General features: G+C 51.8%; 30 protein-coding genes. 16 read left to right on the top strand and 14 right to left on the bottom strand.

Features of this window, described 5'->3' with window-relative positions:
• Nucleotides 1-28 precede the first annotated feature (28 nt).
• From HALTITAN_RS26350 to HALTITAN_RS10035, 7 genes are all read left to right on the top strand, one after another.
• Nucleotides 29-406, top strand: a complete 378-nt coding sequence (locus HALTITAN_RS26350) for a nuclear transport factor 2 family protein (protein WP_039859127.1) — start codon at nt 29-31, stop codon at nt 404-406.
• 51 nt (nt 407-457) lie between these two features.
• Nucleotides 458-1084 (top strand): LysE family translocator, encoded by a 627-nt coding sequence (locus HALTITAN_RS10055; protein ID WP_009287036.1) that lies wholly within the window; start codon nt 458-460, stop codon nt 1082-1084.
• 34 nt (nt 1085-1118) lie between these two features.
• Nucleotides 1119-1514, top strand: a complete 396-nt coding sequence (locus tag HALTITAN_RS24830; protein WP_443604128.1) for a GFA family protein — start codon at nt 1119-1121, stop codon at nt 1512-1514.
• 174 nt (nt 1515-1688) lie between these two features.
• Entirely contained in the window at nt 1689-2216 is a 528-nt protein-coding gene (locus tag HALTITAN_RS10050) for a GNAT family N-acetyltransferase (RefSeq protein WP_039859125.1), read from the top strand.
• A 282-nt stretch (nt 2217-2498) separates the two neighbouring features.
• Nucleotides 2499-2957, top strand: coding sequence for an HIT family protein (locus tag HALTITAN_RS10045; RefSeq protein WP_039859124.1), 459 nt, complete (start codon nt 2499-2501; stop codon nt 2955-2957).
• A gap of 142 nt (nt 2958-3099) precedes the next feature.
• A complete protein-coding gene (locus tag HALTITAN_RS10040; protein ID WP_039859123.1) occupies nt 3100-3591 on the top strand; it encodes a RidA family protein in 492 nt (163 codons plus the stop codon).
• A gap of 137 nt (nt 3592-3728) precedes the next feature.
• Nucleotides 3729-4238: a GNAT family N-acetyltransferase gene (locus HALTITAN_RS10035; protein WP_083868775.1), complete on the top strand. Its 510-nt coding sequence runs from the start codon at nt 3729-3731 to the stop codon at nt 4236-4238.
• A gap of 54 nt (nt 4239-4292) precedes the next feature.
• Here the strand turns inward: HALTITAN_RS10035 and HALTITAN_RS10030 are convergent, their stop codons facing one another.
• Both HALTITAN_RS10030 and HALTITAN_RS10025 read right to left on the bottom strand, forming a co-directional pair.
• Entirely contained in the window at nt 4293-4604 is a 312-nt protein-coding gene (locus tag HALTITAN_RS10030; RefSeq protein WP_051051979.1) for a type II toxin-antitoxin system RelE/ParE family toxin, read from the bottom strand.
• A 2-nt stretch (nt 4605-4606) separates the two neighbouring features.
• Complete coding sequence (locus tag HALTITAN_RS10025; protein ID WP_039859121.1) at nt 4607-4843, bottom strand: addiction module protein; 237 nt, start codon at nt 4841-4843, stop codon at nt 4607-4609.
• A gap of 142 nt (nt 4844-4985) precedes the next feature.
• On the opposite strand from HALTITAN_RS10025, the gene HALTITAN_RS10020 reads away from it, so the two are divergent.
• Nucleotides 4986-5267 (top strand): putative quinol monooxygenase, encoded by a 282-nt coding sequence (locus HALTITAN_RS10020; protein ID WP_027957577.1) that lies wholly within the window; start codon nt 4986-4988, stop codon nt 5265-5267.
• A 50-nt stretch (nt 5268-5317) separates the two neighbouring features.
• Here HALTITAN_RS10020 and HALTITAN_RS10015 read toward each other — a convergent pair whose 3' ends face one another.
• From HALTITAN_RS10015 to HALTITAN_RS09990, 6 genes are all read right to left on the bottom strand, one after another.
• Nucleotides 5318-5524: a YrhK family protein gene (locus HALTITAN_RS10015; protein WP_022523108.1), complete on the bottom strand. Its 207-nt coding sequence runs from the start codon at nt 5522-5524 to the stop codon at nt 5318-5320.
• A gap of 43 nt (nt 5525-5567) precedes the next feature.
• Nucleotides 5568-6023 carry a carboxymuconolactone decarboxylase family protein gene (locus HALTITAN_RS10010; RefSeq protein WP_009287032.1) on the bottom strand — a complete coding sequence of 152 codons (456 nt, stop codon included), beginning with the start codon at nt 6021-6023 and terminating at the stop codon, nt 5568-5570.
• A 52-nt stretch (nt 6024-6075) separates the two neighbouring features.
• Nucleotides 6076-6879 carry a helix-turn-helix transcriptional regulator gene (locus HALTITAN_RS10005; RefSeq protein WP_022523109.1) on the bottom strand — a complete coding sequence of 268 codons (804 nt, stop codon included), beginning with the start codon at nt 6877-6879 and terminating at the stop codon, nt 6076-6078.
• Between the two features lie 45 nt (nt 6880-6924).
• Nucleotides 6925-7932 (bottom strand): GlxA family transcriptional regulator, encoded by a 1008-nt coding sequence (locus HALTITAN_RS10000; protein ID WP_027957575.1) that lies wholly within the window; start codon nt 7930-7932, stop codon nt 6925-6927.
• The gene (locus HALTITAN_RS09995; protein WP_039859119.1) at nt 7925-8491 is read right to left on the bottom strand and encodes an isochorismatase family protein; all 567 of its coding nucleotides are present in this window, start codon (nt 8489-8491) and stop codon (nt 7925-7927) included. Before HALTITAN_RS09995 ends, HALTITAN_RS10000 begins: the two co-directional genes overlap by 8 nt.
• A 203-nt stretch (nt 8492-8694) precedes the next feature.
• Nucleotides 8695-9291, bottom strand: a complete 597-nt coding sequence (locus tag HALTITAN_RS09990; protein ID WP_009287030.1) for a GNAT family N-acetyltransferase — start codon at nt 9289-9291, stop codon at nt 8695-8697.
• Between the two features lie 100 nt (nt 9292-9391).
• On the opposite strand from HALTITAN_RS09990, the gene HALTITAN_RS26345 reads away from it, so the two are divergent.
• Together HALTITAN_RS26345 and HALTITAN_RS09980 are read left to right on the top strand one after the other, a co-directional pair.
• Nucleotides 9392-9808 carry a GNAT family N-acetyltransferase gene (locus tag HALTITAN_RS26345; protein ID WP_083868773.1) on the top strand — a complete coding sequence of 139 codons (417 nt, stop codon included), beginning with the start codon at nt 9392-9394 and terminating at the stop codon, nt 9806-9808.
• Nucleotides 9805-10440, top strand: a complete 636-nt coding sequence (locus tag HALTITAN_RS09980; RefSeq protein ID WP_009287029.1) for a LysE family translocator — start codon at nt 9805-9807, stop codon at nt 10438-10440. Before HALTITAN_RS26345 ends, HALTITAN_RS09980 begins: the two co-directional genes overlap by 4 nt.
• Before the next feature lie 10 nt (nt 10441-10450).
• Here the strand turns inward: HALTITAN_RS09980 and HALTITAN_RS09975 are convergent, their stop codons facing one another.
• Entirely contained in the window at nt 10451-11194 is a 744-nt protein-coding gene (locus HALTITAN_RS09975; protein ID WP_009287028.1) for a class I SAM-dependent DNA methyltransferase, read from the bottom strand.
• Between the two features lie 201 nt (nt 11195-11395).
• On the opposite strand from HALTITAN_RS09975, the gene HALTITAN_RS09970 reads away from it, so the two are divergent.
• The 4 genes from HALTITAN_RS09970 to HALTITAN_RS09955 all read left to right on the top strand — a co-directional run bounded on the left by HALTITAN_RS09970 (nt 11396) and on the right by HALTITAN_RS09955 (nt 14645).
• On the top strand, nt 11396-11803 hold the full coding sequence (locus tag HALTITAN_RS09970; RefSeq protein WP_022523117.1) for a DUF4019 domain-containing protein: 408 nt from the start codon (nt 11396-11398) through the stop codon (nt 11801-11803).
• Nucleotides 11804-12009: 206 nt separating this feature from the next.
• The gene (locus HALTITAN_RS09965) at nt 12010-13368 is read left to right on the top strand and encodes an NfeD family protein (protein WP_039859118.1); all 1359 of its coding nucleotides are present in this window, start codon (nt 12010-12012) and stop codon (nt 13366-13368) included.
• Nucleotides 13369-13414: 46 nt separating this feature from the next.
• On the top strand, nt 13415-14203 hold the full coding sequence (locus HALTITAN_RS09960; RefSeq protein ID WP_009287026.1) for a slipin family protein: 789 nt from the start codon (nt 13415-13417) through the stop codon (nt 14201-14203).
• 124 nt (nt 14204-14327) lie between these two features.
• Nucleotides 14328-14645, top strand: a complete 318-nt coding sequence (locus tag HALTITAN_RS09955; protein WP_022523120.1) for an antibiotic biosynthesis monooxygenase family protein — start codon at nt 14328-14330, stop codon at nt 14643-14645.
• A 192-nt stretch (nt 14646-14837) separates the two neighbouring features.
• On the opposite strand, the gene HALTITAN_RS09950 is transcribed toward HALTITAN_RS09955, so the two are convergent.
• The gene (locus HALTITAN_RS09950) at nt 14838-15656 is read right to left on the bottom strand and encodes a DUF1206 domain-containing protein (protein ID WP_027957570.1); all 819 of its coding nucleotides are present in this window, start codon (nt 15654-15656) and stop codon (nt 14838-14840) included.
• Between the two features lie 142 nt (nt 15657-15798).
• On the opposite strand from HALTITAN_RS09950, the gene HALTITAN_RS09945 reads away from it, so the two are divergent.
• Nucleotides 15799-16632 carry an AraC family transcriptional regulator gene (locus tag HALTITAN_RS09945; protein ID WP_009287024.1) on the top strand — a complete coding sequence of 278 codons (834 nt, stop codon included), beginning with the start codon at nt 15799-15801 and terminating at the stop codon, nt 16630-16632.
• Here the strand turns inward: HALTITAN_RS09945 and HALTITAN_RS09940 are convergent.
• Nucleotides 16618-17223 carry a LysE family translocator gene (locus HALTITAN_RS09940; RefSeq protein ID WP_039859117.1) on the bottom strand — a complete coding sequence of 202 codons (606 nt, stop codon included), beginning with the start codon at nt 17221-17223 and terminating at the stop codon, nt 16618-16620. The genes HALTITAN_RS09945 and HALTITAN_RS09940 overlap by 15 nt on opposite strands.
• A gap of 92 nt (nt 17224-17315) precedes the next feature.
• Nucleotides 17316-18236 carry a glutaminase gene (locus tag HALTITAN_RS09935; protein ID WP_039859115.1) on the bottom strand — a complete coding sequence of 307 codons (921 nt, stop codon included), beginning with the start codon at nt 18234-18236 and terminating at the stop codon, nt 17316-17318.
• Between the two features lie 204 nt (nt 18237-18440).
• Between HALTITAN_RS09935 and HALTITAN_RS09930 the strand changes: the two genes are divergently transcribed.
• Nucleotides 18441-19304 carry a bifunctional transcriptional activator/DNA repair enzyme AdaA gene (locus tag HALTITAN_RS09930; RefSeq protein ID WP_009287023.1) on the top strand — a complete coding sequence of 288 codons (864 nt, stop codon included), beginning with the start codon at nt 18441-18443 and terminating at the stop codon, nt 19302-19304.
• Here HALTITAN_RS09930 and HALTITAN_RS09925 read toward each other — a convergent pair.
• Nucleotides 19301-20167: a phosphodiesterase gene (locus tag HALTITAN_RS09925; protein ID WP_051051972.1), complete on the bottom strand. Its 867-nt coding sequence runs from the start codon at nt 20165-20167 to the stop codon at nt 19301-19303. The genes HALTITAN_RS09930 and HALTITAN_RS09925 overlap by 4 nt on opposite strands.
• Nucleotides 20160-21242 carry an ABC transporter ATP-binding protein gene (locus HALTITAN_RS09920; protein ID WP_039859114.1) on the bottom strand — a complete coding sequence of 361 codons (1083 nt, stop codon included), beginning with the start codon at nt 21240-21242 and terminating at the stop codon, nt 20160-20162. Before HALTITAN_RS09920 ends, HALTITAN_RS09925 begins: the two co-directional genes overlap by 8 nt.
• Between the last annotated feature and the right edge of the window lie 20 nt (nt 21243-21262).

Below are 21262 nucleotides of genomic sequence, written 5' to 3'. Positions count from 1 at the left end.
TCGAGTTCAGATGTTAGGGTAATCGGCTATGGAAATCGAAGCGGATCTGATAGAAAAGGAGAGAGCCTTGCTTAGCTTCGAGGTGCGCAGGTCACCGGCGAAGCTGCGGTCTCTGCTATCCTCGGATTTCCTGGAGATCGGCACATCAGGCGATTTTTTCGGGTTAGATAGTGTCCTTGATTGTTTGCCGCAGGAGTCCGCATGGTCGGCCATATCTCAGGACTTTGAGCACCGGAGATTGAGCTCTGATCTTATTCAGCTCTTTTATAGGGTTGCTATCAGTCGTCAAAATGGCTTAGGTACAAGCTATTCTCGGCGAACGTCAATATGGCGGAAAGAGGGAAGTGACTGGAAAATGGTTTACAACCAAGGTACGGCTATTTCTCCTTTTGAGGTTCAGTCTTAGATCGTTGATTCTGCGGGCGTTACACACTTTAATTTTGAAAAGTGAGGGGATATGGGAACGGAAATTTGGCTTCTGTATGTCAGCACCGTATTCATTTTGATGAGTACACCGGGCCCTAGCCAGCTTTTGATGCTTTCCAATAGCGTTAGCAATGGCTTCCAACGGTCGCTATTTACCGCTGCTGGCGATTTGTCAGCCAATTTTTTACAAATGATTGTCGCCTCGATAGGTTTGGTGAGCATTGTTCAGCAATCCAGTGATTTTTTTATCGTTGTGAAGTGGGCGGGGGTGGCATATTTATCGTACTTAGGCCTAAGGTTGATCTTCTCAAAGAGTGGGGGCCATGTAGGTGTGGCGAATCAGGGGCGGTCGAAACAAAGCTTGTTTTGGCAAGGTTTTATCACTTCAGCCGCAAACCCTAAAGCCGTTATTTTTTTCGCTGCTCTTTTTCCACAGTTCATTAACCCATCTGAGCCCCTTCTGCATCAGTTTGCGATACTGAGTGCCACGTATCTCATCATGGATGCGGTTTTCTTGTTTTCCTACGGTAAATCAGCTGAATGGGTTAGTACGAAACTAAAGTCATCAGCGCGCCAGTACTTAGGTAAGGTATCTGGATCGTTTTTGATTGGCGCAGCGGTGCTTCTAGGGCTGAAGGAAGTTGATGCTAACTTATAAAACGCCTCGCCAGCGATAGATACGGGGGAAAGCTGTGGTCAAGCAAGTGGGCGGAGTTAACATTCAACCTAGGCACAGGGCTACATGCCACTGCGGCATGGTGGAGCTCGAACTCGATCTGCCTGATGGTCTTGTTGACCTGAAAAGGTGTAACTGCTCTATTTGTAGGCGCAAAGGTGCTGTCATGGCCTATGTACCATTGAGCGGTCTTCACATTCTTCGCGGTGCTGAGCATCTAAAGCTATATCAATTCAATTCAGGTGTCGCAAAGCATTACTTCTGTTCAAAATGCGGCATCTACACCCACCACCAAACGCGCTCGAACCCCACTGTGTATGGATTCAATGTCGGGTGCCTGGAAGGCGTTAACCCCTGTGATTTGGATGGTGTACCGGTTAGCGACGGTATCAACCATGAATCTGATCTGTAGCGGAGAGCTAGGAAGTGCTAGTGCAGAGTGCCTACCCGGTTGGTTAAATCCAGGTATCGAGGTTGCTTTGGGATACTCCATCCATATTCATCGCCTGAAAGATGATATAAATTAAAGCCTTTTCGTACGGAAGCAATGGAACTGCGCTGTTGTGGCGACGTAAAGGATCCAAACATGATTACGGCTTCCAAAAGGCTAGTTTTGAGGTACTACTGGCCTGAAGATATTGCCCCAATCTTTAAAAGCTATACGGGGGATTTAGGCTCAACAAAATACCTTGCACGGCACCCTCACACTGAAATCGAACAAACTGAAAAGATGTTTCAAAATCTTTCCGTTCCTGAAAGTATGGCGTTAACAGGCAAGTGTATTTGGGTTGTAGATGCTATCAGGGAAGGAGGTGCCATAGGGCTGATAACCGTTGTAAAAAGTAAAGACTCAATGGTTGTTCACTTTGGTATCGGGCGACCATATAGAGGTTGCGGGTACGCAGCAGAGGCGTTGGTACTTACCGCACAGCACTTGCTCGCAGAAGATCACGCAATAAGAGTTAACACCTTCACTGACGTCGAGAACGTCGCTGCACAAATGGCTTTAGCCAAAGCAGGGTTTAGATTCACGACAAGAACCAAAAAGTTTTATCAAGCCCCTCAATTGAACGGGGAGTATAGGGACGTTTTCCACTACGAGTTCAGGGGTTAATAAAAGCTAGTCTCGGGGTGCTTTTGCTCTGAGTTAGCCTTCGCTAAACACTACTTCTGCTCAAATTGCGGCATCTACACTCATCACCAAACGCGCTTGAACTCCAATGTGTATGGATTCAATGTTGGGTGCTTAGAAGGCGTTAACCCCTGTGATTTGGAAGGTGTCCCGGTTAGCGACGGCATCAATCATGGATCTGATCTGTAGCCTGACCTTTTACCGCATCGCCCTACCAGGGCTGTCTCTGAACAACGGAGTATAAAATGAAATCAAGGAGTGAGCATGAGCTGTGTTTTTTGTGAGATCGTGGCTGGTAACGTTCCATGTCACAAGATATGGGAGGACGCAAATCACTTGGCCTTTCTGTCCATTTATCCGAATACACCTGGGGTTTCAGTGGTCATTCCGAAGCATCATGTTCCAAGCTACCTGTTTGCTCAAGATGATGATGTCGTTACGGCGCTGGTATTGGCTTCACAGCGAGTGGCTTTGCTGCTTGATGAAGTATTGGATGATGTTGGTCGTACGGGAATGATATTCGAAGGTTATGGAGTGGATCATTTACATGCGAAACTATTCCCTATGCACGGGACGGGTCAACATTCGGCGTTCAAGCCTATTGCGTCTAGCGTGAACAAATATTTTGATCGGTATGAAGGCTATATTTCGTCCCATGACTATAAACGTGAAGACGATAACATTTTAGCGGATCTCGCTGCCAAAATCAGGACGAATATTTAATTAAACTAGCATGGTTAAGTCTGTTATATCGTGTTTTGGTTTCAGTGAGATCAAGAAATGGAATGTGTATCGTCGTCAAGATCTTTAATAAATCAGTACACGTTGTTACAAACGCCTTAACAGCAAATACTTGGAGCCTGTAATGAAATCAACCGTGGAAGAGCGTATCCGTTCGCTGGGATTGGATCTGCCCGTCGTTACCACGCCAAGGGGCAACTTTCGTTCCTATGCCATTTCGGACAACATGCTCTATCTATCAGGTAAGGGTGCTCCGTTGCGAGAAGAGGGAGTTGTTGTCCCAAAAGTTGGGCAGGAAGTCACTGTTGAGCAGGCTCGGATGTACGCTCAAGAGGTTGGCCTGTATCTCCTTGCGCTCATTAAAGAAGCGCTGGGTGACTTTGATCGGGTTCAGCGTGTCGTGAAGGTGTTTGGTATGGTCAATGCTGATCCTAACTTTACTTCTCACACTGAAGTCATCAACGGTTGTTCCGACCTGTTTGTTACCGTTCTTGGTGAGCGCGGTGAGCATGCACGCTCTGCCATTGGTGTTGGCTCATTGCCGAAGGGGTTTGCTGTGGAAATTGAAGCCATCGTTGAGTTTTCAGGCTCTTCGCCACACCATCGCGACGCTTAACCTCTTCCTTGAGCTGTCCCCACTTTTGGTAGCTTTTGCCAAACGCCGAGGGCTTAGGCTCAGTAAAGGCACACTCCTGCCGACAATCAATTGGGGCGGAGCTAGCGCTTGCCGAGAGCATCATCAACAAGGAGGAAATGGTGCAAATTTGTGAAACGGAGAGGCTGGTTATAAGAACGTTGTCCTTAGACGATGTTCCCGAGTTAACCAATATCCTCAGCGACCCTGAGGTGATGAAATATTCGATTCGAGGCGTTTGCGATGAAACGGCGACTCGGCGGTTTATCGAGTGGTGTTTGGAGAGCTATGCGTCTCACCGTATCGGGCCATGGGCTTTAGTTGAGAAGGGGGCCGGTAAGCTTGTTGGCTTTTGTGGTGTCAGCCCCGAAGAGGTCAATGGTGTTGAGGAGATGGGGCTAGGCTATCGGCTAGCCAAACAGTACTGGGGCCAGGGGCTGGCGTCTGAGGCCGTGCAAGCGGTACTTCATAAGGCATTTAATCAAAAGCAGCTATCGTCGGTGGTGGTTATTATTGAGCCTGAAAATGTTGCGTCGCTTAAGGTCGCAGAGAAAGCCGGGTTTTCTGTGTTCGATAATCTTGAATTTCATGGCCGTCCAGTGAGGCAATATCGGTTAACTCAGCAGTAGAGGGGCGTACTTCATACTAATGAAATGAAAGCGATAGGTGCGTGATGAGTGGCATTATGGGCTAACCCGATTATGCCAGTAGCCCGGCTTTCTCAAGTGATGGGCGAAAGCAACAATGGTAATTGTTTGGTTATTGGAAACAGTCACAAGGGAAAACGGGAATTGTTGAAGGATGAAGCGCTTTGCGCCACGTTTGCGTGCTTCGCCTATTACAGGAACCAGTGGTGGATTTGGTGCGCTTAGCTTTGTGGTAGCTTGTTCAAAGGTATCAATAAGCTGTTCACCAAGCCCCGGTGATTCGAGTTCATACCAAGCTGCGGCTTCCATCAGTTCTTCTGAAGCCTCTGGACTAACCTTTACTATCAAAATCAGTTCCTTAACCGAGCTCTGGCACGCTCAAGGACTTCACTGACATCTAAAGATTTGATTTTGCCAGATTCAATCTCATTGATTCTGCGACATATCTCCGCGTCCCAAGCTTCCGATACACTGATTTCAGCCATACCATCCAGGCTTGCTACCAAATCATGAGCGAGTTTAGCTCGGTCTTTCTCCGATAGGGTCATTGCTTCGTTCGTGATGGTTTCAAGTTGCGCTGTATTCATCTATTTACCCAGCCTCATGGAAACGGCAATGTCAAAATCATGCAGTAAATTACACTTGATAACAAGGCCATCATGCCTGCCTATGGACTGTTGCGGAACCATATCATTAGCGCAGTTGGCAGATTCTGCGCCGAGGAAATCAATGCCAAAGGTCATACTGAAAGGATTTATCATCGTCCCCGAGCCGGATCTGAACGCTGTTAAAGCAGAGCTCATCAACCATAAGCGGTTAACCCTGTCTGAGCCCGGCTGCCTCGTTTTTGAGGTTGTTCAAGGCACTATTAACCCCTATCGATTTGATGTGTATGAAGAGTTCATTGACCGAGACTCTTTTGAGCGACATCAAGCTAGAGTGAAATCCTCCGCCTGGGGTAAGGTTTCAGCCAATATTGAAAGGCATTACAGTCAGCAATCCGCTGGGTAGCTAACCCAGCGGCTATAACCGACGTTTCTTACTTTCGTATGTGTGCTCTATTAGCCGCGCTTCTTACCAGTATCTCTCATACTCATCACGTAAATAATGAACATGATCAGTGAGCCCATTACAAAACACCATACGCCTACGGTTGCGTAGCTCGCAAAAGCGGGAAGAAACAAAAGACTTCCAAAGAAGAAAAATAAGCTTGATAAGAGACCGAGTAGGTTGGGTAGCTGTTGATGCTGCGCTATCTCACTGTTCATTCTGTTTCCTTATCTGAACTATTACTTTCAAGAGCCTCAGTGCTTAAATACTGATGTCCGGTGCAAACTGAAAGCCCACCGATACTCGATTCCAACTGTTGATTTGGACAATAATGGCGGTGAGGTCAATTAGCCCCTGCTCACCAAACGCAGCTAGGGCGTTTTGATAGTCGTTGTCACTCACCGCTTGCTGGCTGACCAGTGTTAGTGCTTCGGCCCAGGCGAGTGCGGCGCGCTCTTGTGTGCTGAAGCAGGGGGCTTCACGCCAAGCAGGCAATACGTCTAAGCGAACCTGGTGTTCGCCATCGTCTCTGGCCTCTTGCGAATGCATGTGCTGACAAAAGCAGCAGTGATTAATTTGCGAAACACGTAGGTTGACCAAGTGGATTATCGAGCGATCAACCGTTGAGTCTGGGGCAACGTCGCCTAGTGCCGTCAGGTGCTTAGCTAGGCGGGGGCAAAGGCGATATACAGACTGTTGAGAGATACGAGTAGACATGTGGGTGACCTCGGTGAGTAAGTTGAGAGCTCAGCTTAACGTCGAGGTTTTTTTACGCCTTGTAAATTTGCGACAGTTTGCGCTTGCGATAGGCGGCGGGCGTTTCATAGGCGAGTGATTGGAAGGCATGGGTGAAGTGAGCTTGGTCATAGTAGCCGCATTGCAGGGCTATTTCCGTTAGGGGCAGCGTGGTTGCAAGCAGTCCATGGCGGGCTCGGTTCAGCCGGGCATAGGCCACTAATTGGCCTGGGGTAACGCCCACCTCGCGTTTTAATTTGCGCTCCAGGGTACGTCGAGTAAACCCTAGCGTGGCGCCTAACTGTTGGGGCGGAAGCTGAAGTGCTCCAATGGCTTGAACAATCTTAGTGATACGGCTATTGGCGGGTGGCTGGCTTTCTAGTCGATGTAACAACCATGTTTCCAGCAGGCGTAAACCCTGTTGCGAGTCCGACTGGTAGAGGCGCTCTACCACAGGTATTAATCCTTGCAATCCTAATGGTTCAAGCTCGTTATCCAAGCGGTAGTGTGTATCTGTGAATGCTTCGGGTAGCAAACCCAGCAAGCAGTGGGTGCCGGCTGCCTTAAAACGAATGCCCAGACAGGGTGCGGTGGTGTCGAGTGTCTCTATCAACGTGGTTTTGTTGAAACAGAGCGTGATAATGGGGTGGGGGCTGGTGAGCTTGATGCTGAGGCTAGCACCGGCATCAGGGTAGAACTTTTCGGTTCTTGATTCAGTGAGATGCCCTGGGCGCCCCATTGACCAAAGGCACTGAACCCACGGGGCTAAGCGTTTATCAGGCAGGCGATGCCGAAAATTTAGATCGTTAGCGTTGCTTGGCAAGATGAACTCGGTCATGGCGTTAACCAATGGTATGTTTTTTTAATGATGGCTCACATTAACTCAATCACGCAGCATCTGGGAGCTGGCCCGGCGCCATACACTAGGCGGCGCTTTTTCCTGGCGAGCCCAGTTGCGCCTTAGCTGCCGCTCATCCCCGAATCCGGATGCTTCGGCGATACGCGCTAGCGTCCATGTCGTTTCGGTCATTAACGCTTTGGCTCGCTGCAGGCGCAACCCCATAATGTAGTCGCCCACCAGCATGCCGGTGAGGCTTTTGAATTGGCGCCGGAAATGACGCTCGCTCATGGCTGCCTGAGCCGCCAATGTCTCGATACGCCAGGTTTGCGAAGGGGCGGCACATATTGCATCTTGAACGCGATGCAGCCGTTCATCCACATGATTGCGGCCCTCAAGCCATGCACCCAATTGAGGCTCCTGACCACTGCGACGAAGATACAGCACCATCTCTCGCGCTACCGCCAAGGCCAGTGAATGGCCACAAGCACGGGTAAGCCAGTACAGCATGGTATCAATGCCGGTCGAAATCCCCGCGCTGGTTAAATAGCGCCCGTCCTCGGTAAAGATACAATCACTTTGTACCTTTGCTTGTGGGGCTTTGGCTTGTAACTGCTCGATTAGCGCGTGGTGGGTGGTACAGCGTCTTCCCTTTAACAGGCCCGCGTCTGCCAGTAATAGCGTGCCTGAGCAAACGGTCATCAGCGTATCTGCATAGTGGGCATTCGCTTTGAGCCAAGCAACACACTCTTGCTGCGCTAATGGCTCAAGGCTATTGCGGTACTGCCCAGGAATAAGCAGTAAATCTTGAGTAGGAAGCTGTTCAGGCAAGGGATCGATGCCGCTAAGGGTCAGCGGCCCTAGCCACTGCATGGCCGCTTTGGGGCCGAGATAGCGCACCTGAATGTCTATCGAAAGCCGGTCAGCACACTGTAAGACCTGAAGTGGGCCAACCAAATCAAGTGGCACTTGGCCGGGCATCATCAGTACCGCCACCCGCAAGGTGGTGGCTCTTGTGGATGGCGGTTGGCTATTGTGTTGCTCTTCACTCACGGGGGGTTTGCCATTCGTTGATCATGTCTTGTGTGCTGATAATACGCGCAAAGCGGTCTTCAAGTACCAGTTCGGTGCGCGCCTTAATATCATCTGCTGACCAGGTGATGCCGTGGCGTGTCATGGGGAACGTTAGGGTAGCATCGCTGATAAAGTCGACGCTAAACCCTAAATCCGACGCCACCCGTGCGGTGGTTTCGCAGCATTGCTCGGTACGAATACCGCTAATCGCCAGCCGTTCAATGCCTCGCTCCCGTAACCAGCTTTCTAGTGAGGTATCGCTGAACGCGTTATGCGCACGTTTCTGAAAGGTTACCGCCACTTCATCGTTAAAGTCATCAAGCGGACGAATAAGGCCACCGTCAGGGTCGAAAGCCCCTTGGCTGCCAGGTGCCTCATGCAGAATGCGCACAACCGGTATATCGTTGGTCTGGGCTGCGTTCAGCACCGCACGCTGCTTGGGACGCCACGCCTGAGCCAGTGATTCTACCCAGTAATCGCGGGCAGGGAACGAGGCTTGAACATCAATTAATAGTAATGCGGTTTTAGGCTGGGTCATGGCTAATCTCATCGTGTTGAAGTGAGGTTACAGATTAGCTGTTACGCATTCTGCCAACGATGCGTTAAGCGGTCACAAAGGGGGCAATTTCGGCCATGTGTGGCCGAAGGGTAATATCTGACAATGGCGATTATGAATGAACATCTAGGCGCCAGGCTCTCACCTCTGAAGGGATATGCTTTCGAGAGGGCGAGCATTGTCTGCTAAGTTAAACTTGCTACCTTCAACACCATGGTTGTTGACCCAGAAAAGCCGATTAACCATTTCAAGTAGGGAAAATGCTCTTCGTTTACGGCGATAAATCCCTTGGACTCGTACAGCCTCTTCGCTCTCGGGTTGCTATCGATAACGTCTAAGCGGATCGTCTCGAAACCATTATCCACGGCATGTGCAATAATGCTATCCAAGAGTCTGGAACCTATGCCTCGCCCTCGGAATCGGCTATCGACAGCAATCCCATCCATCACCAATTCTTGAGATTTTGGCTTGCGCTCGAATAAGCTGAACACCAGACATGCCCAGAGCCCTTTCAATGTTCCAAGCTTGCCTATCAGCTGTTTCATCCCGATTCCGCTCGTTAGCGAACCATTGGGCTGCTGAAACCCTGCTAGCCCAATGACCTCATCTTCAAAGATGGCAGTAAAGGAAAATTCAGGGACAAAACAGTCGGAGAGTAATTGAATGCGCTTAGCCTTGTCAGGTATTGCGCTCGCGAATTTAGCGCCGAAAGCTTCTTCATATAGCTTAGCGACAGGCCCAGCCTTCTCAAGGTTAAAGCCTTTCTGAATCAGAACGTTCATATACTGGCTCCTAGATTCAAAGAGAAATGACTATTGGTCACAGACGCAGTGAATTAATTTTTATTTGCAGGGATGAGGCAACTTCAGTAGTGGATGAGGAATTGCCGCGGGTCTTTGGTTCAATATCATAAAGGGGGGATGCATCGTTAGTACCTTCACTGATAATGGCATGATGGGTACCTGTACCGTAAATATGTGTGCTAATTTGAATTGGTCTGGTCGACCGCATGCAATCATTGAAAATGTGATTGTTTCCAAGGATCACCGCAAGCAACGTATCGGTAAGGCCAATCTTAGGTGTGCTATAGACTTTGCCCAGCAAGCTGGCTGTTATAAAGCGGCGCTTATGACGAGGTCTAAAGACCCCGCGACACAGGTTCTACGAGTCTTCTGGATTCAGCCCAAGCAAGCAGAGGTATCAGGTAGGGTTCAATGCATAACGCCCCATCCGATGCGCACGCACGGTTTTGCCATTAATACGGGTAAGCGTAAGTTTTGGGATAGGAGAGAGACATGATACCAATCGAAACATGGATGGCTTTCACTGCCGCATGCGTTTTAATAATTCTAGTGCCGGGGCCTGATAATATACTCGCCGTTAGTCGTGGACTTAGCCAGGGGCGTCTAGCGGCTTGTGTCTCCAGCGTAGGAGCTGGAATGGGGCTGATGGTGCATGTGGTTGTCGCTTTTCTTGGTTTGGCGGCTCTTATCCAGACCTCTGCCGTTGCCTTTAGCGCCGTTAAATTGATTGGGGCCGGGTATTTGATTTGGTTAGGTATTAAAGCATTACGTTCCAGAGACTTGATTGCATTTTCATCGCATCGTCGTTTGTCTTACCGCGTGGTTTTAACCACTGGGTTTCTAACCAACGTGCTTAATCCGAAGCCCGCGCTATTTATCTTGGCATTTATTCCTCAATTTGTATCGCCGGCGCAGGGATCGATTGCGTTGCAAACGCTATTGCTAGGTGCTTGGTTTGCTTTTATGGCATTCGCTATATTCGCCGTGCTGGGTCTCTTTTCATCTATGTTTGCGCGCTGGTTGGAGAGTCGTCCGCGCGTAATTCAAGGCCTGAATATGGGCGCTGGAGCAATGTTCATTGCAGCGGGGTTATCAGTGATATTTCTTGAGAAAGTGGAGAACCGCTAGTCGAAGACGACTAAACCTTCACACAGACAAAAATAGCGTTTCCAGAGGCGTTATCCCAGGGGATGATTTTTTCATAGTTGTGCTCAAACACATGAACCTCAAAGTGAGGCGCTAAGAGTGCGCTTAACTCCGCAAAGCTGACGGCTACCATGGGGTGTTCGTCGTTCCATAGCTGTGTTCCTTCAGCGTTGGCTTTTTCAATGCTGAGCCTAAGCGACTGCTTTTCACCTTGGCCACTGTAGTGCCATCCCGAGCGGAACGTGAATAAATCGCTTTCTTGTTGGGCGCTGTGTTTAACACATAAAGCGTTATCGATTTTGTCTTTATCGACTGCGTTAAAACAGAAAATACCACCAGACTTGAGGGCACAATGAGTACTGGATATACACGCTTTTAGCTTTTCAATCCCATCGTTGTAGTGGATTGAGTATAAAAAGCAGGTGATTAAGTCTTGAGGCTCGTTGGCCTTGAAGTCACTCATATCTTGCAACGTGAAGTGTGCTTCTGAGCAACGCGTGGCGGCAATATCCAGCATGGGTTGATTAATATCAAGCCCGCTGCTGGCGTATCCAAAATCAATAAAATGGCGCACGTGTGGGCCGGTGCCACAGGCTAAATCTAGGTGTGTCGTTCCGCCGTTACCGAAAATCTGATGCAGCCTGCGAATGGCGTGGCTTTGCGCTTGATAGTCGATATCCACGCACATCAAATCGTAGTAGCCAGAAAGGTCGGTATAGAGGGCATTGACGGACATAGTGACCTAATAGTGGCAACTGAAATAGGGTGGGTGGCGCATAGTAAACGAGCGAGTAGGGTTTGAGAAGCAGACACAGCTTGGCGCTTAACGATTACGCAAATACATCTTGCAGCCCTAAAGAAACTCTGAGGATTACCGATATATTCCTAAGACCATCGAGATTTCTCTGGTCGTTGCTAAATGCCGAGAGTGCCCGTTATGCCGAAAATGCTGATCTTTATCATCACCTTGCTTCTCATTCTGTCTAACCAAGCGCAGGCAAACTCGAGTGCGGCAGAGGCGGCGGCGTTGGCGTGGCTAGAAGCCATCGATAGTGGTCAGTATGAGCAGGCATGGGAATCTTCATCTTCACTACTAAAAAAGCCGCTTTCACCGCACATGTTAGAACGGACGATTGGTGCAGCGCGTCGTGACTTTGGTGCGGTTCAGTCGCGTCGGCGAGTAAGCGTTGTCCGCGAAACCTCTATGCCTGGGGCTCCAAGAGATGACTACGCGGTTTTGACGTTCCAAACACGTTTTGAAAACAGATCATCGCAGATTACGGAAACCATCACTCCTCACTTGGAAGAGGGCACGTGGAAAGTTAGTGGTTATTACTTGAACTAACCGACTCCTCAAAAATATTGCAACCACCTCTGGTTTGCAGCATCGCCTTGGTTCAGGCTCCTTTTCCCCTCGAATCCTGCCATCACGTTGTTCATGACGAAGCTCAATTTGGCTGCTACGTTGAGTAGATAGCCTTGTGTATGTTGCTATGGATAGGCTGCAGATTCAGACGGGAATGTTCAAGGCGTTGAATGCGAGGAGTGGGTATGCAAACCCTTTCTCTCAAACCGCACTGGCTCTGGTTGATGGTTGCCGGTTTGCTAATGGCTACTATGTCGTTTACATGGCAGGCCATGGCACAAAGCGCTTCACCAAGCGTTCTGGTGCTTAATATTGAAGGCGCCATCGGCCCGGCTACCAAGGACTACTTTGAGCGTGGGCTGGATAAAGCCCGCGAGCAGGGCAGTGAGGTGGTGATCGTCGAGCTCGATACCCCCGGCGGGTTGGTCGACACCACCCGCGACATGATTCGCGAGATGCTCAACGCTGACATTCCCGTGGTGATGTACGTTTTCCCCAGTGGTGCGCGAGCGGCAAGCGCGGGCACCTATCTACTTTACGGTAGCCACGTGGCTGCCATGGCCCCCTCGACGCATCTCGGCTCGGCCACGCCGGTACAGATGGGCGGTGGGCTGCTCGGCAGCGATGAAGACGAAGAAGATAATTCGGCTGAGGAGTCGGATGGCGAGGGCAGCGCCATGGAACGCAAGGTGATGGAAGATGCGGTGAGCTTTATCCGCAGCCTAGCGGAACGCCATGATCGCAATGCCGATTGGGCTGAAGAGGCCGTGCGCAATGCGGTCAATCTCACTGCCAGCGAGGCGCTGGAGCAGAACGTCATCAATGTGGTGGCGCGCGATCTTGACGATCTCCTTGAGCAGATTGACGGCATGAGCGTGGTCATGGAAAGCGGTGATGCCACGCTTGAGACCGCAGGCCTCACCATTGAGCGCTTCGACCCTGATTGGCGCACCCAGGTGCTATCGCTGATCACTAATCCCAACATAGCCTTCTTCTTGATGGTCATCGGCTTTTACGGGCTGGTTTTCGAGCTGGCCAATCCCGGCAGCCTGTTCCCCGGCACCATTGGCTTGATTTGCTTGCTGCTCGCCCTGTTTGCGTTTCAGGTGCTGCCGATTAACTACGCCGGGCTTGCGCTGATGGTGGTCGGGCTGGCGTTGATGGTGGGTGAGGCATTTATGCCTAGCTTCGGCGTGCTGGGGGTTGGCGGCATCATTGCCTTTGTACTTGGCTCGGTAATGCTGATGGACGCGGAGCATCTTGCCATTTCGCTACCTCTAATCGGTGGTGTGGCATTGATGTCCGGGGGGCTAATGCTATGGACGTTAACACGCTTTGCAACGCTGCGCCGTCGTCCGGCACACACTGGCGCGGAGCAGTTAATCGGCGCAGATGCGGTTGCACTGGATGATTTTGAGACCAGCGGCCATGTAAGGCTGCATGGCGAGCGCTGGAACGCAGTAAGCGATGTGCCAGTCAAACGAGGTGAGAAGCTTGTGGTGGTGCGCCTTGATGGCTTGACGGTATATGTGACGCCCCGCTAGTGCCCACTTTCTGACATAACCGACCCACAGCTAAACGAGGTGTCCAATGATTATTTCGTATTTAGTTCCTGTCGTGCTGGTGGTGATGTTGATCGCTGCCTCTATTCGCATACTGCCAGAATATAAACGCGGCGTAGTGTTCTTTCTGGGGCGTTATCAGATAGTGAAAGGGCCTGGGCTAGTCATTGTGATCCCCGCCATTCAGAAGATGGAGGTGGTGGATCTGCGCGTCATTACCATGGATGTGCCGGAACAGGACGTAATCTCTCAGGATAACGTCACCGTTAAAGTTAATGCGGTGCTTTATTTCCGCGTCGTCGATCCAGAAAAGGCGATCATTCAAGTCGAGAATTTTACCCAGGCGACCAGTCAACTAGCACAGACCACTTTGCGCTCCGTGCTGGGTAAGCATGATCTGGATGAGATGCTTTCCGAGCGCGATAAGCTCAACGACGATATCCAGGAAATCATCGATACCCAAACCGAAGCGTGGGGTATCAAGGTCGCCAATGTTGAAATTAAGCATGTAGATTTGGATGAGAGCATGATTCGCGCCATTGCGCGCCAGGCAGAGGCGGAGCGTGAGCGTCGCGCTAAGGTGATTCACGCTGAAGGGGAACTGCAAGCATCCAAGAAACTGGTCGAGGCGGCCAATGTCATGCAGGAAAACTCTGCTGCGCTGCAACTGCGCTACCTGCAAACCATGAGCGACATGAGCAACAAGAATGCCTCGACAATCGTTTTCCCGCTGCCCATGGACATCATGGAAGCGTTCAAGGATATGAAAGCCAAGCATACGGCAGCGACGCCTGGTAAGGCGCAGGATGACGCCTAGGCTCACAGCTCTTCCCACTGCCTGTGGTACGGTTTGGCAGCAACTGGCAGTGGGCTCCCTGAATACATTTTTTGTTTCATGGGATATGCTTCGAAGCCTCTGATCCAAGGATCCCGGTGATGCCATGTCCCTGATTGCCACTACCCCTGAACCGCCTTACTACGCCGTTATTTTCACTTCACTACGCACCGAGGTCGATAACGGCTATGACGCAATGGCCGCAAGAATGGTTGAGCTTGCAGCACAGCAGCCGGGGTTTTTAGGGGTGGAGTCTGCCCGCAATGAGGTGGGTGTAACAGTTTCTTACTGGGCCGATTTGGCATCTATTAAAGCGTGGAAAGCCCATGCTGAGCATCAAGAAGCTCAGCGGCTAGGCCATCAGCAGTGGTACCAGCACTTCAAAACCCGTATCGCCAAAGTCGAGCGAGATTACGGTATTTAGCTGGTTGCCACCGATTCACGGCTTACACCACCAGCAACAGCAACAAGGGTATCAATACCAGTTCAATAGGAATGGGCAGAAGAATAGTCTCCAGAAAGGAGAGGGTGGCGAGTAGACACAGCATATTCTTCGAGCGGTTAATGCGCTCAAACCACTACTTAGTGCATTTGGATGTTATGGCCATGCAGGTCTCTACACTTCGGGATTAATGCGGCGATAGACAGCCGCTAATAGGCTGTAAAGGCCAAACGCAAAAAGTCCCAGCGCGACAAAACCAAGCAACCACTGACCGAAGGGCTGGCTTCGCAGGGTGCTAAACACCTCGCTCATACCGCCTGCTTGATTGGGATTGATTTGATAAGCGGCGATGATAAAAAAGCTACCCACGATCACAAACACAGCACCACGAATCACTAAGCCGAAACGGCAAATAGGGTAGGCCCATTGTTGCGTTTGTGGTGGCATAGCGAAGTGTTTGTCGAATTTGGCCTTGTAGCCTTTAAGCGCGTGGGCCATACCTACCCCTATCATGATTAGGCCAACCCCAGCGACCAGCCAGCGCCCGAAAGGCTGCTGCATCAGCCAGCCCGCGACACCTTGCGAACCGCCACCAGAATCACCTGAAGAGCCCGCAAATTGAAAGATGAGCGTGGCGGCAAAAAAAGACAACAACGTGTGGGTAATGGCGCTCGCCAATAAGCCCGCACGAATTGCCAGCCCCTTGGCGCCGTTGCCGTGATGGTCAGTGTCTTTAACCGCCTGGATGATTCGCCACATAGCGTAGCCCACCAAGCCGATGGCCATAATGGCTAACAAGACTTTACCGAAGGGAGCGGTGAGCAAACGTTCTAAGGCGCCACGACTGCCTTCTGTTTGGCCGCCTTGTCCAAATGCTGCCAGCGCTGCTAGGCTACCCACTAATACATACACAATGCCGCGGGAGGCATAACCCATGCGGGCATAAAGGGTAATTGCATCCCAGTGGTTGCGGTTTTTCATACTGTTGGCCATGGCGTCCTCCTGACTAATATGGCGTTGCGCATTCCTATGCAATCTAGCGTATAGAGCAGTATAGCGGCCCATACTGTGCTTGTGCTGTGCTATTGTTCAGCGTAGGAAATGAATCGCTATTTTTAACTATTGCGAGCAGAGCATGAGTACCATTTCGTCACCTATCTTCTGGCGCGATGCGCGTATGCCCTATGTGGAGCTGCGCAAGATTAGCGACGCGCGACAAGTTTGCTATGCGCCGCACAGCCATACGCATTGGTCGCTGGGGGCCATTACCGCAGGTAAAAGCACTTTTTGCTATCGCGATGCGACGCATCAGATTAGTGCGGGTGACATCGTTATGATGAACCCCTACTGGGTGCATGCCTGCAACCCCATCGAGAACCAGCCCTGGGCGTACATGATGCTCTACGTCGATACCGAGTGGCTGAGTGAATTGCGTTACCAATTGGGCCTGTTGAATACGCCGTATTGGCAAGATATCGCCACCGCCGTCATTACCCAGCCAGCGCTTTATGCCGGGTACTGCGATATGGCTGCTTGTTTGCTGGATGAACATCGCGAGATTAGCGATAAGCAAACGGCGCTAGTCGAATACTTGTCCATCATGATGCAAGTGCTTGCTCAGGAATCCCCCGCGGTATTGCCCCAAGCGCCCAGTGCGCTAGAACAGGTCGCGGCCTATTTGCGTGCCAATTGTAGCGCTGATATATCGCTAGAACGCCTATGTGAGCAGTCCGGCTATAGTGCTGGGCACCTGATTCGCGCCTTTAAACAGCACTTCGGACTAACACCCCATGCTTACCTGATTAATCAGCGCATTCAGCTGGGGCAGCAAGCGTTAAAACAAGGGCAACCTATCGTTGAGGCGGCTTTGAACGCTGGCTTTAATGACCAGCCCCACTTTCAAAGGACGTTCAAGCGGCTGGTAGCAGCGACACCCAACCAGTACCGCTACCCGCTACTCAACCAGTAAGACAATAGCGCTAGCCGCCAGGCAGATAGCGAGTGCGCGGTTAATCGTCAGTAAGATGATAGGACGATGAACATAGCGTTTCAGAAAAGCGCCTGCATATACCCAACTGGCTAGCGATAGCCAGCAAATAGGCAGATAAAGGCCGGCGAACAGCCATAGCAGATGGGGCTCATTAGCAGTGGTGTAGGCGCCAATGCCAGCGGCAGACGCCAGCCACGCCTTGGGGTTGAGCCACTGCATCATGGCACCTGTCATAAACCCTAGCGCTTTGACGCCGCCTCTCTCCTGCAAGCGCCCATCGTGCTGTAAAAGTTGATAGCTGAGATAGAGTAAAAACAGAATGCCTGCCCAGCGTAAAAACTCTTCCAGCAGCGGCAGCACATTCAGCAGGGAGTAAAGCCCCGCGCCGATGGCTAAAAATAGCGCGATAAACCCCAGCGTGGCGCCGGTTACAAAAACAAGCCCTTTAGCAATAGGGTAGTGCGTACCGCTACTCAAACAAACGATGTTGACCGGCCCCGGCGAAATAGACGCTGCGAGGGCAAAGGCGGACATGGGTAGCAGCAAAGATAGCAGGGGTGAAGCGCTCATTGTCATTCTCCTCAGATAATGCAAGGAGAATGCAGTAGCGCTTGTGGGCGGTATTGAACAAAATTGAGATCGTTGCTTAAAGCGTTGCCCTGCTAATGCCCAAAAACCGACCAGCCGGTGCGCTGCACAAACATTTCGAGCGCCTGGGTGCCCAGAAAACTGTTGCCGTAGGCATCCAGCCCCGGCGACCAAACTGCGATGGAGCCATGGCCGGGTGCAATCGCCAGAATGCCACCGCCCACGCCACTTTTGCCAGGCAGGCCGACGCGAAATGCGAACTCTCCCGAGGCGTCGTAGTGCCCGCACATCATCATTAGTGAATTGATACGCCGTGCGCGCTGGGGGGCTACCACGCGAATGCCACTGGGTTTGTTGATACCATCCGAGGCCAAAAATAGCCCGGCATGGGCCAACTGCTCACAGCTCATGGCGATAGCGCACTGGTGAAAATAGGTGCCTAGCACCTTATCGACATCATGGCGTAGGCGGCCAAAGGCTTTCATAAAGTGCGCCAGTGAGGCGTTGCGGTCGCGGTGGGCCATTTCTGAAGCGGCCACCGCGTGGTCGAAGTAAATGCTGTCGTCATCGGCGATATAGCGCACAAAGCTAAGAATCTCGCCAAGTGTCTCTTTGGGCTCGTGGCCCATCATGATCGCATCGACTACCGCAATGGCCCCGGCATTGATAAACGGGTTACGCGGTTTGCCGCTTTCATGCTCTAGTTGCACGATGGAGTTGAAGGGATCCCCTGAGGGCTCGCGGCCTACTTTTGACCACAGAGAATCACCCACTTGCCCAAGTGCAATGGTCAGCGTAAATACTTTAGAGATACTTTGAATCGAGAAGGGCGTGGTAGCACAACCTGCCGAGTACACTTTGCCATCCACCGTGGCGAGCGAAATGGCAAACTGCTGTGGGTCAACATGGCCAAGCTCGGGAATATAGTCTGCGACCTTACCGCGTTCTTCGGCGTTTGCCATGGCTGCTGCAATGTCATTGATCAAGTCTTGCATGGGCGTATCGTGTACCGTCAATGGAGGCGGGGCATTACCCTAGCGAAAACTGGTGGAAATGTCTGTTAAACATAACGCCTCTTTTAAACATAAACTGTCTGATCACCCGCCGGTGCGCAAGATTCGGGTCGGCAGCTCGCCCGTGAAGGCTTAGGCTGAAAGGAACTAAGCAGCCCCGACCCCGACGGCCAGAGAGATAACCCAATGAATGACTATGAGCGTATCGAAAAAGCCATGGCCTATATGGTGGCTCATGCGGCGGAACAGCCCAATCTGGAAACGGTGGCTGCTCATGTTCATTTGAGTGCCTTCCACTTCCAGCGGCTGTTTTGTCGTTATGCGGGGATTAGTCCCAAACGCTTTTTGCAGGCACTCACCTTAGAGCGCGGTAAGCAGTTGATGCATTCGTCCACTTCTTTGCTGGATATCGCCCATACCCTGGGGCTGAGCGGTGGCTCGCGGCTTTACGACCACTTTGTTCAGTTAGAGGCGGTCACGCCCGGCGAGTATAAGCGCCAGGGTGAAGGAGTGGAGATCGCTTATGGCGTTCACGAAACACCTTTAGGTCGCCTATTCGTCGCGGTAACGCCCCGGGGTATCTGCCGAATGGGGTTTGTCGATACGACTAATTCAGAGGAGTTACTGGCAAGGTTGGCCAAGGAGTGGCCGCGCAGCACCTTTCAACATAACACTGAGTCCACTCGCTATGCGGTGGAAAGGCTGTTTACTGAGCCTGAAGAGGGGGCTACCGCTGTCTCGCTACACGTCACTGGCACCAACTTCCAAATAGCGGTTTGGCGAGCGCTGTTAACGATCCCCGAGGGGCAATTTGCCAGCTATTCCCATATTGCTCAGGCGCTGGGATCACCTAAATCGTCCCGAGCAGTGGGCAATGCAGTGGGCGCTAACCCCATCGCGTTATGGATCCCCTGCCACCGGGTGATTCAACAAAGCGGTGCACTCGGTGGTTACCGCTGGGGATTAGAGAAAAAGCAGATGGTACAAGCCTGGGAGCTGGCGCTGGCTCACACAGATAACACAGCGCTCGCCCCCAGTTTAACGACCTAATCAATCAGCCCGTTCGCATCAAAAAACGGGAAGGGGCCAGGATAGCGCTGGATAAACCCTTGGTGAGTCACCATACCGTTAGTTGCCGACCACTGGTGTAGCAGGTAACCGGGGGGCTCTAGCTGAAAGTGGGCGGGGCCGTCTGGGGTTAGATCCAAACTTACCTGATGGGAAACCCCAGGGCAGCTAATCGCCAAAGTGTTAGCAAAGCGGGCCTGGATCGAACGGTGCAGATGCCCGCAAAGCACGCGCTCGACCTGGGCATGTCTGCCAATGACGTCGGCTAGCGCGTCTGGTCGCTTCAGCGGCTGGCGATCCATATGGTCGATGCCACTAACAAAAGGGTGATGATGCACCATGACGAGAGTCGGTTTTTCGGGTTGCTCTGCCAGCATAGTGTCTAGCCACTGCAGGCTTTCATCGCTTAACTCGCCATGGGGTTTGCCGGGCACCGATGAGTCGAGCCCTACAATGCGTACCGGATAGTCATCCACGACCCAGTGTAAATAGTCGTGGTGCTGAAACAGGTAACGGTGCTCGGGAAAGGCGGCGCGTAGATGCTCGCGGTCATCATGATTGCCAGGGATCAGGTACACGGGCAGCATTAACTCAGCCAGAATCTGCTTAAAGGTGGCGTACTCGCTAGGGTGGCCAAAATCAACCAAGTCACCGCTAATTAGCACCAGGTCGGGCCGCGGCGCTAGCTGATTGAGCGTGCTGATTGCTTGGCGCAGAGCACTGGCGGTATCTACCTGGCGGTAAGAGAGTTTCCCGCCCGCCTTGATATGCGGATCGCTAATCTGGGCGATAAGGCATTGCTGGGCATGAGGGGCTTTCTGAATGTTTAAACCTTGATCAGCCATTGGCCATCTCCTTGGCATTAACAGGGGCAGTGGGCTTATCTGGATGAAAAAGCACGTTAGAAGGGAGGGACAAACCAATCGCGGTACCGTTTGGCCAGCGCTGGCGAGAGGGTGCCTCAATCTGGAGTGGCGAAGCGCCGCCCGTGTCCACCATCAGGCGCTGGGTCTGGCCCAGGAAGATGCTCTGTACCACCTTGCCTGTTACATCGGCTTGGTCAACGGAAACCACCTGAATGTCTTCTGGACGGCAGTAGACAGTGGATACTCCCTGCAAATGGGCAGCGATGAGTTCACCGCCATGGACGACCAATCCTCCATCGGCGCGTGTGCTGATCACCTCCAGGCAGTTAACCGCACCAATAAAATCGGCCACAAAGGCGTTGGCCGGCTGATGATAAATCTCTTGGGGAGTGCCCAACTGCGCAATGCGTCCGGCTTGCATTACCGCGATGCGGTCACCCAAGGCCATCGCTTCGTCTTGGTCGTGGGTGACGTAGACCGCCGTGGTGCCCAATTCACGCAGCAGTTGGCCAATCTCGATGCGTAAGCGGTCGCGCAGTTTGGCGTCTAGAGCTGCTAACGGCTCATCAAACAGCAGCACCTTGGGGCGAACAGCAATCGCACGGGCGAGAGCGACGCGCTGTTTTTGGCCGCCGGAGAGGGCGTCGATGCGCCGGTCACCAAAGCCTTGCAAGTCGACCATATGCATGACTTCGTCAAGCCGATGGGCGATCTCGGCACGTGGCAAACGCTGTATTTTCAAGCCGTAGGCAATATTGTCGGCAACGCTCATATTGGGAAATAGCGCGTAGTTTTGAAACACCATTCCCACGTCGCGCTGCTCAATCGGCAGAGCGGTGACATCACGCTCGCCAAACATTACTTGCCCGCCTTTGTCGGGGCTTTCCAGGCCGCTAATAATGCGCAGGGTGGTGGTTTTGCCGCAGCCGGAAGGGCCCAGCAGTACCAGGGTTTCGCCCGCATTAACCTGCAAATCAAGCGGTTGGAGCGCCGTGTTGCCGCCTGCGAAGGTGCGGCTGCATTGGTGTAGCGTAATGCTGACAGATGAACTCATAACGGATTCTCAAATAATAA

Origin of the sequence: Vreelandella titanicae BH1 (assembly GCF_000336575.1) — a bacterium.
GTDB lineage: Bacteria > Pseudomonadota > Gammaproteobacteria > Pseudomonadales > Halomonadaceae > Vreelandella > Vreelandella titanicae.
The sequence above is the reverse complement of the archived record's forward strand: the minus strand, read 5'-3'. Positions and strand labels throughout refer to the sequence as shown.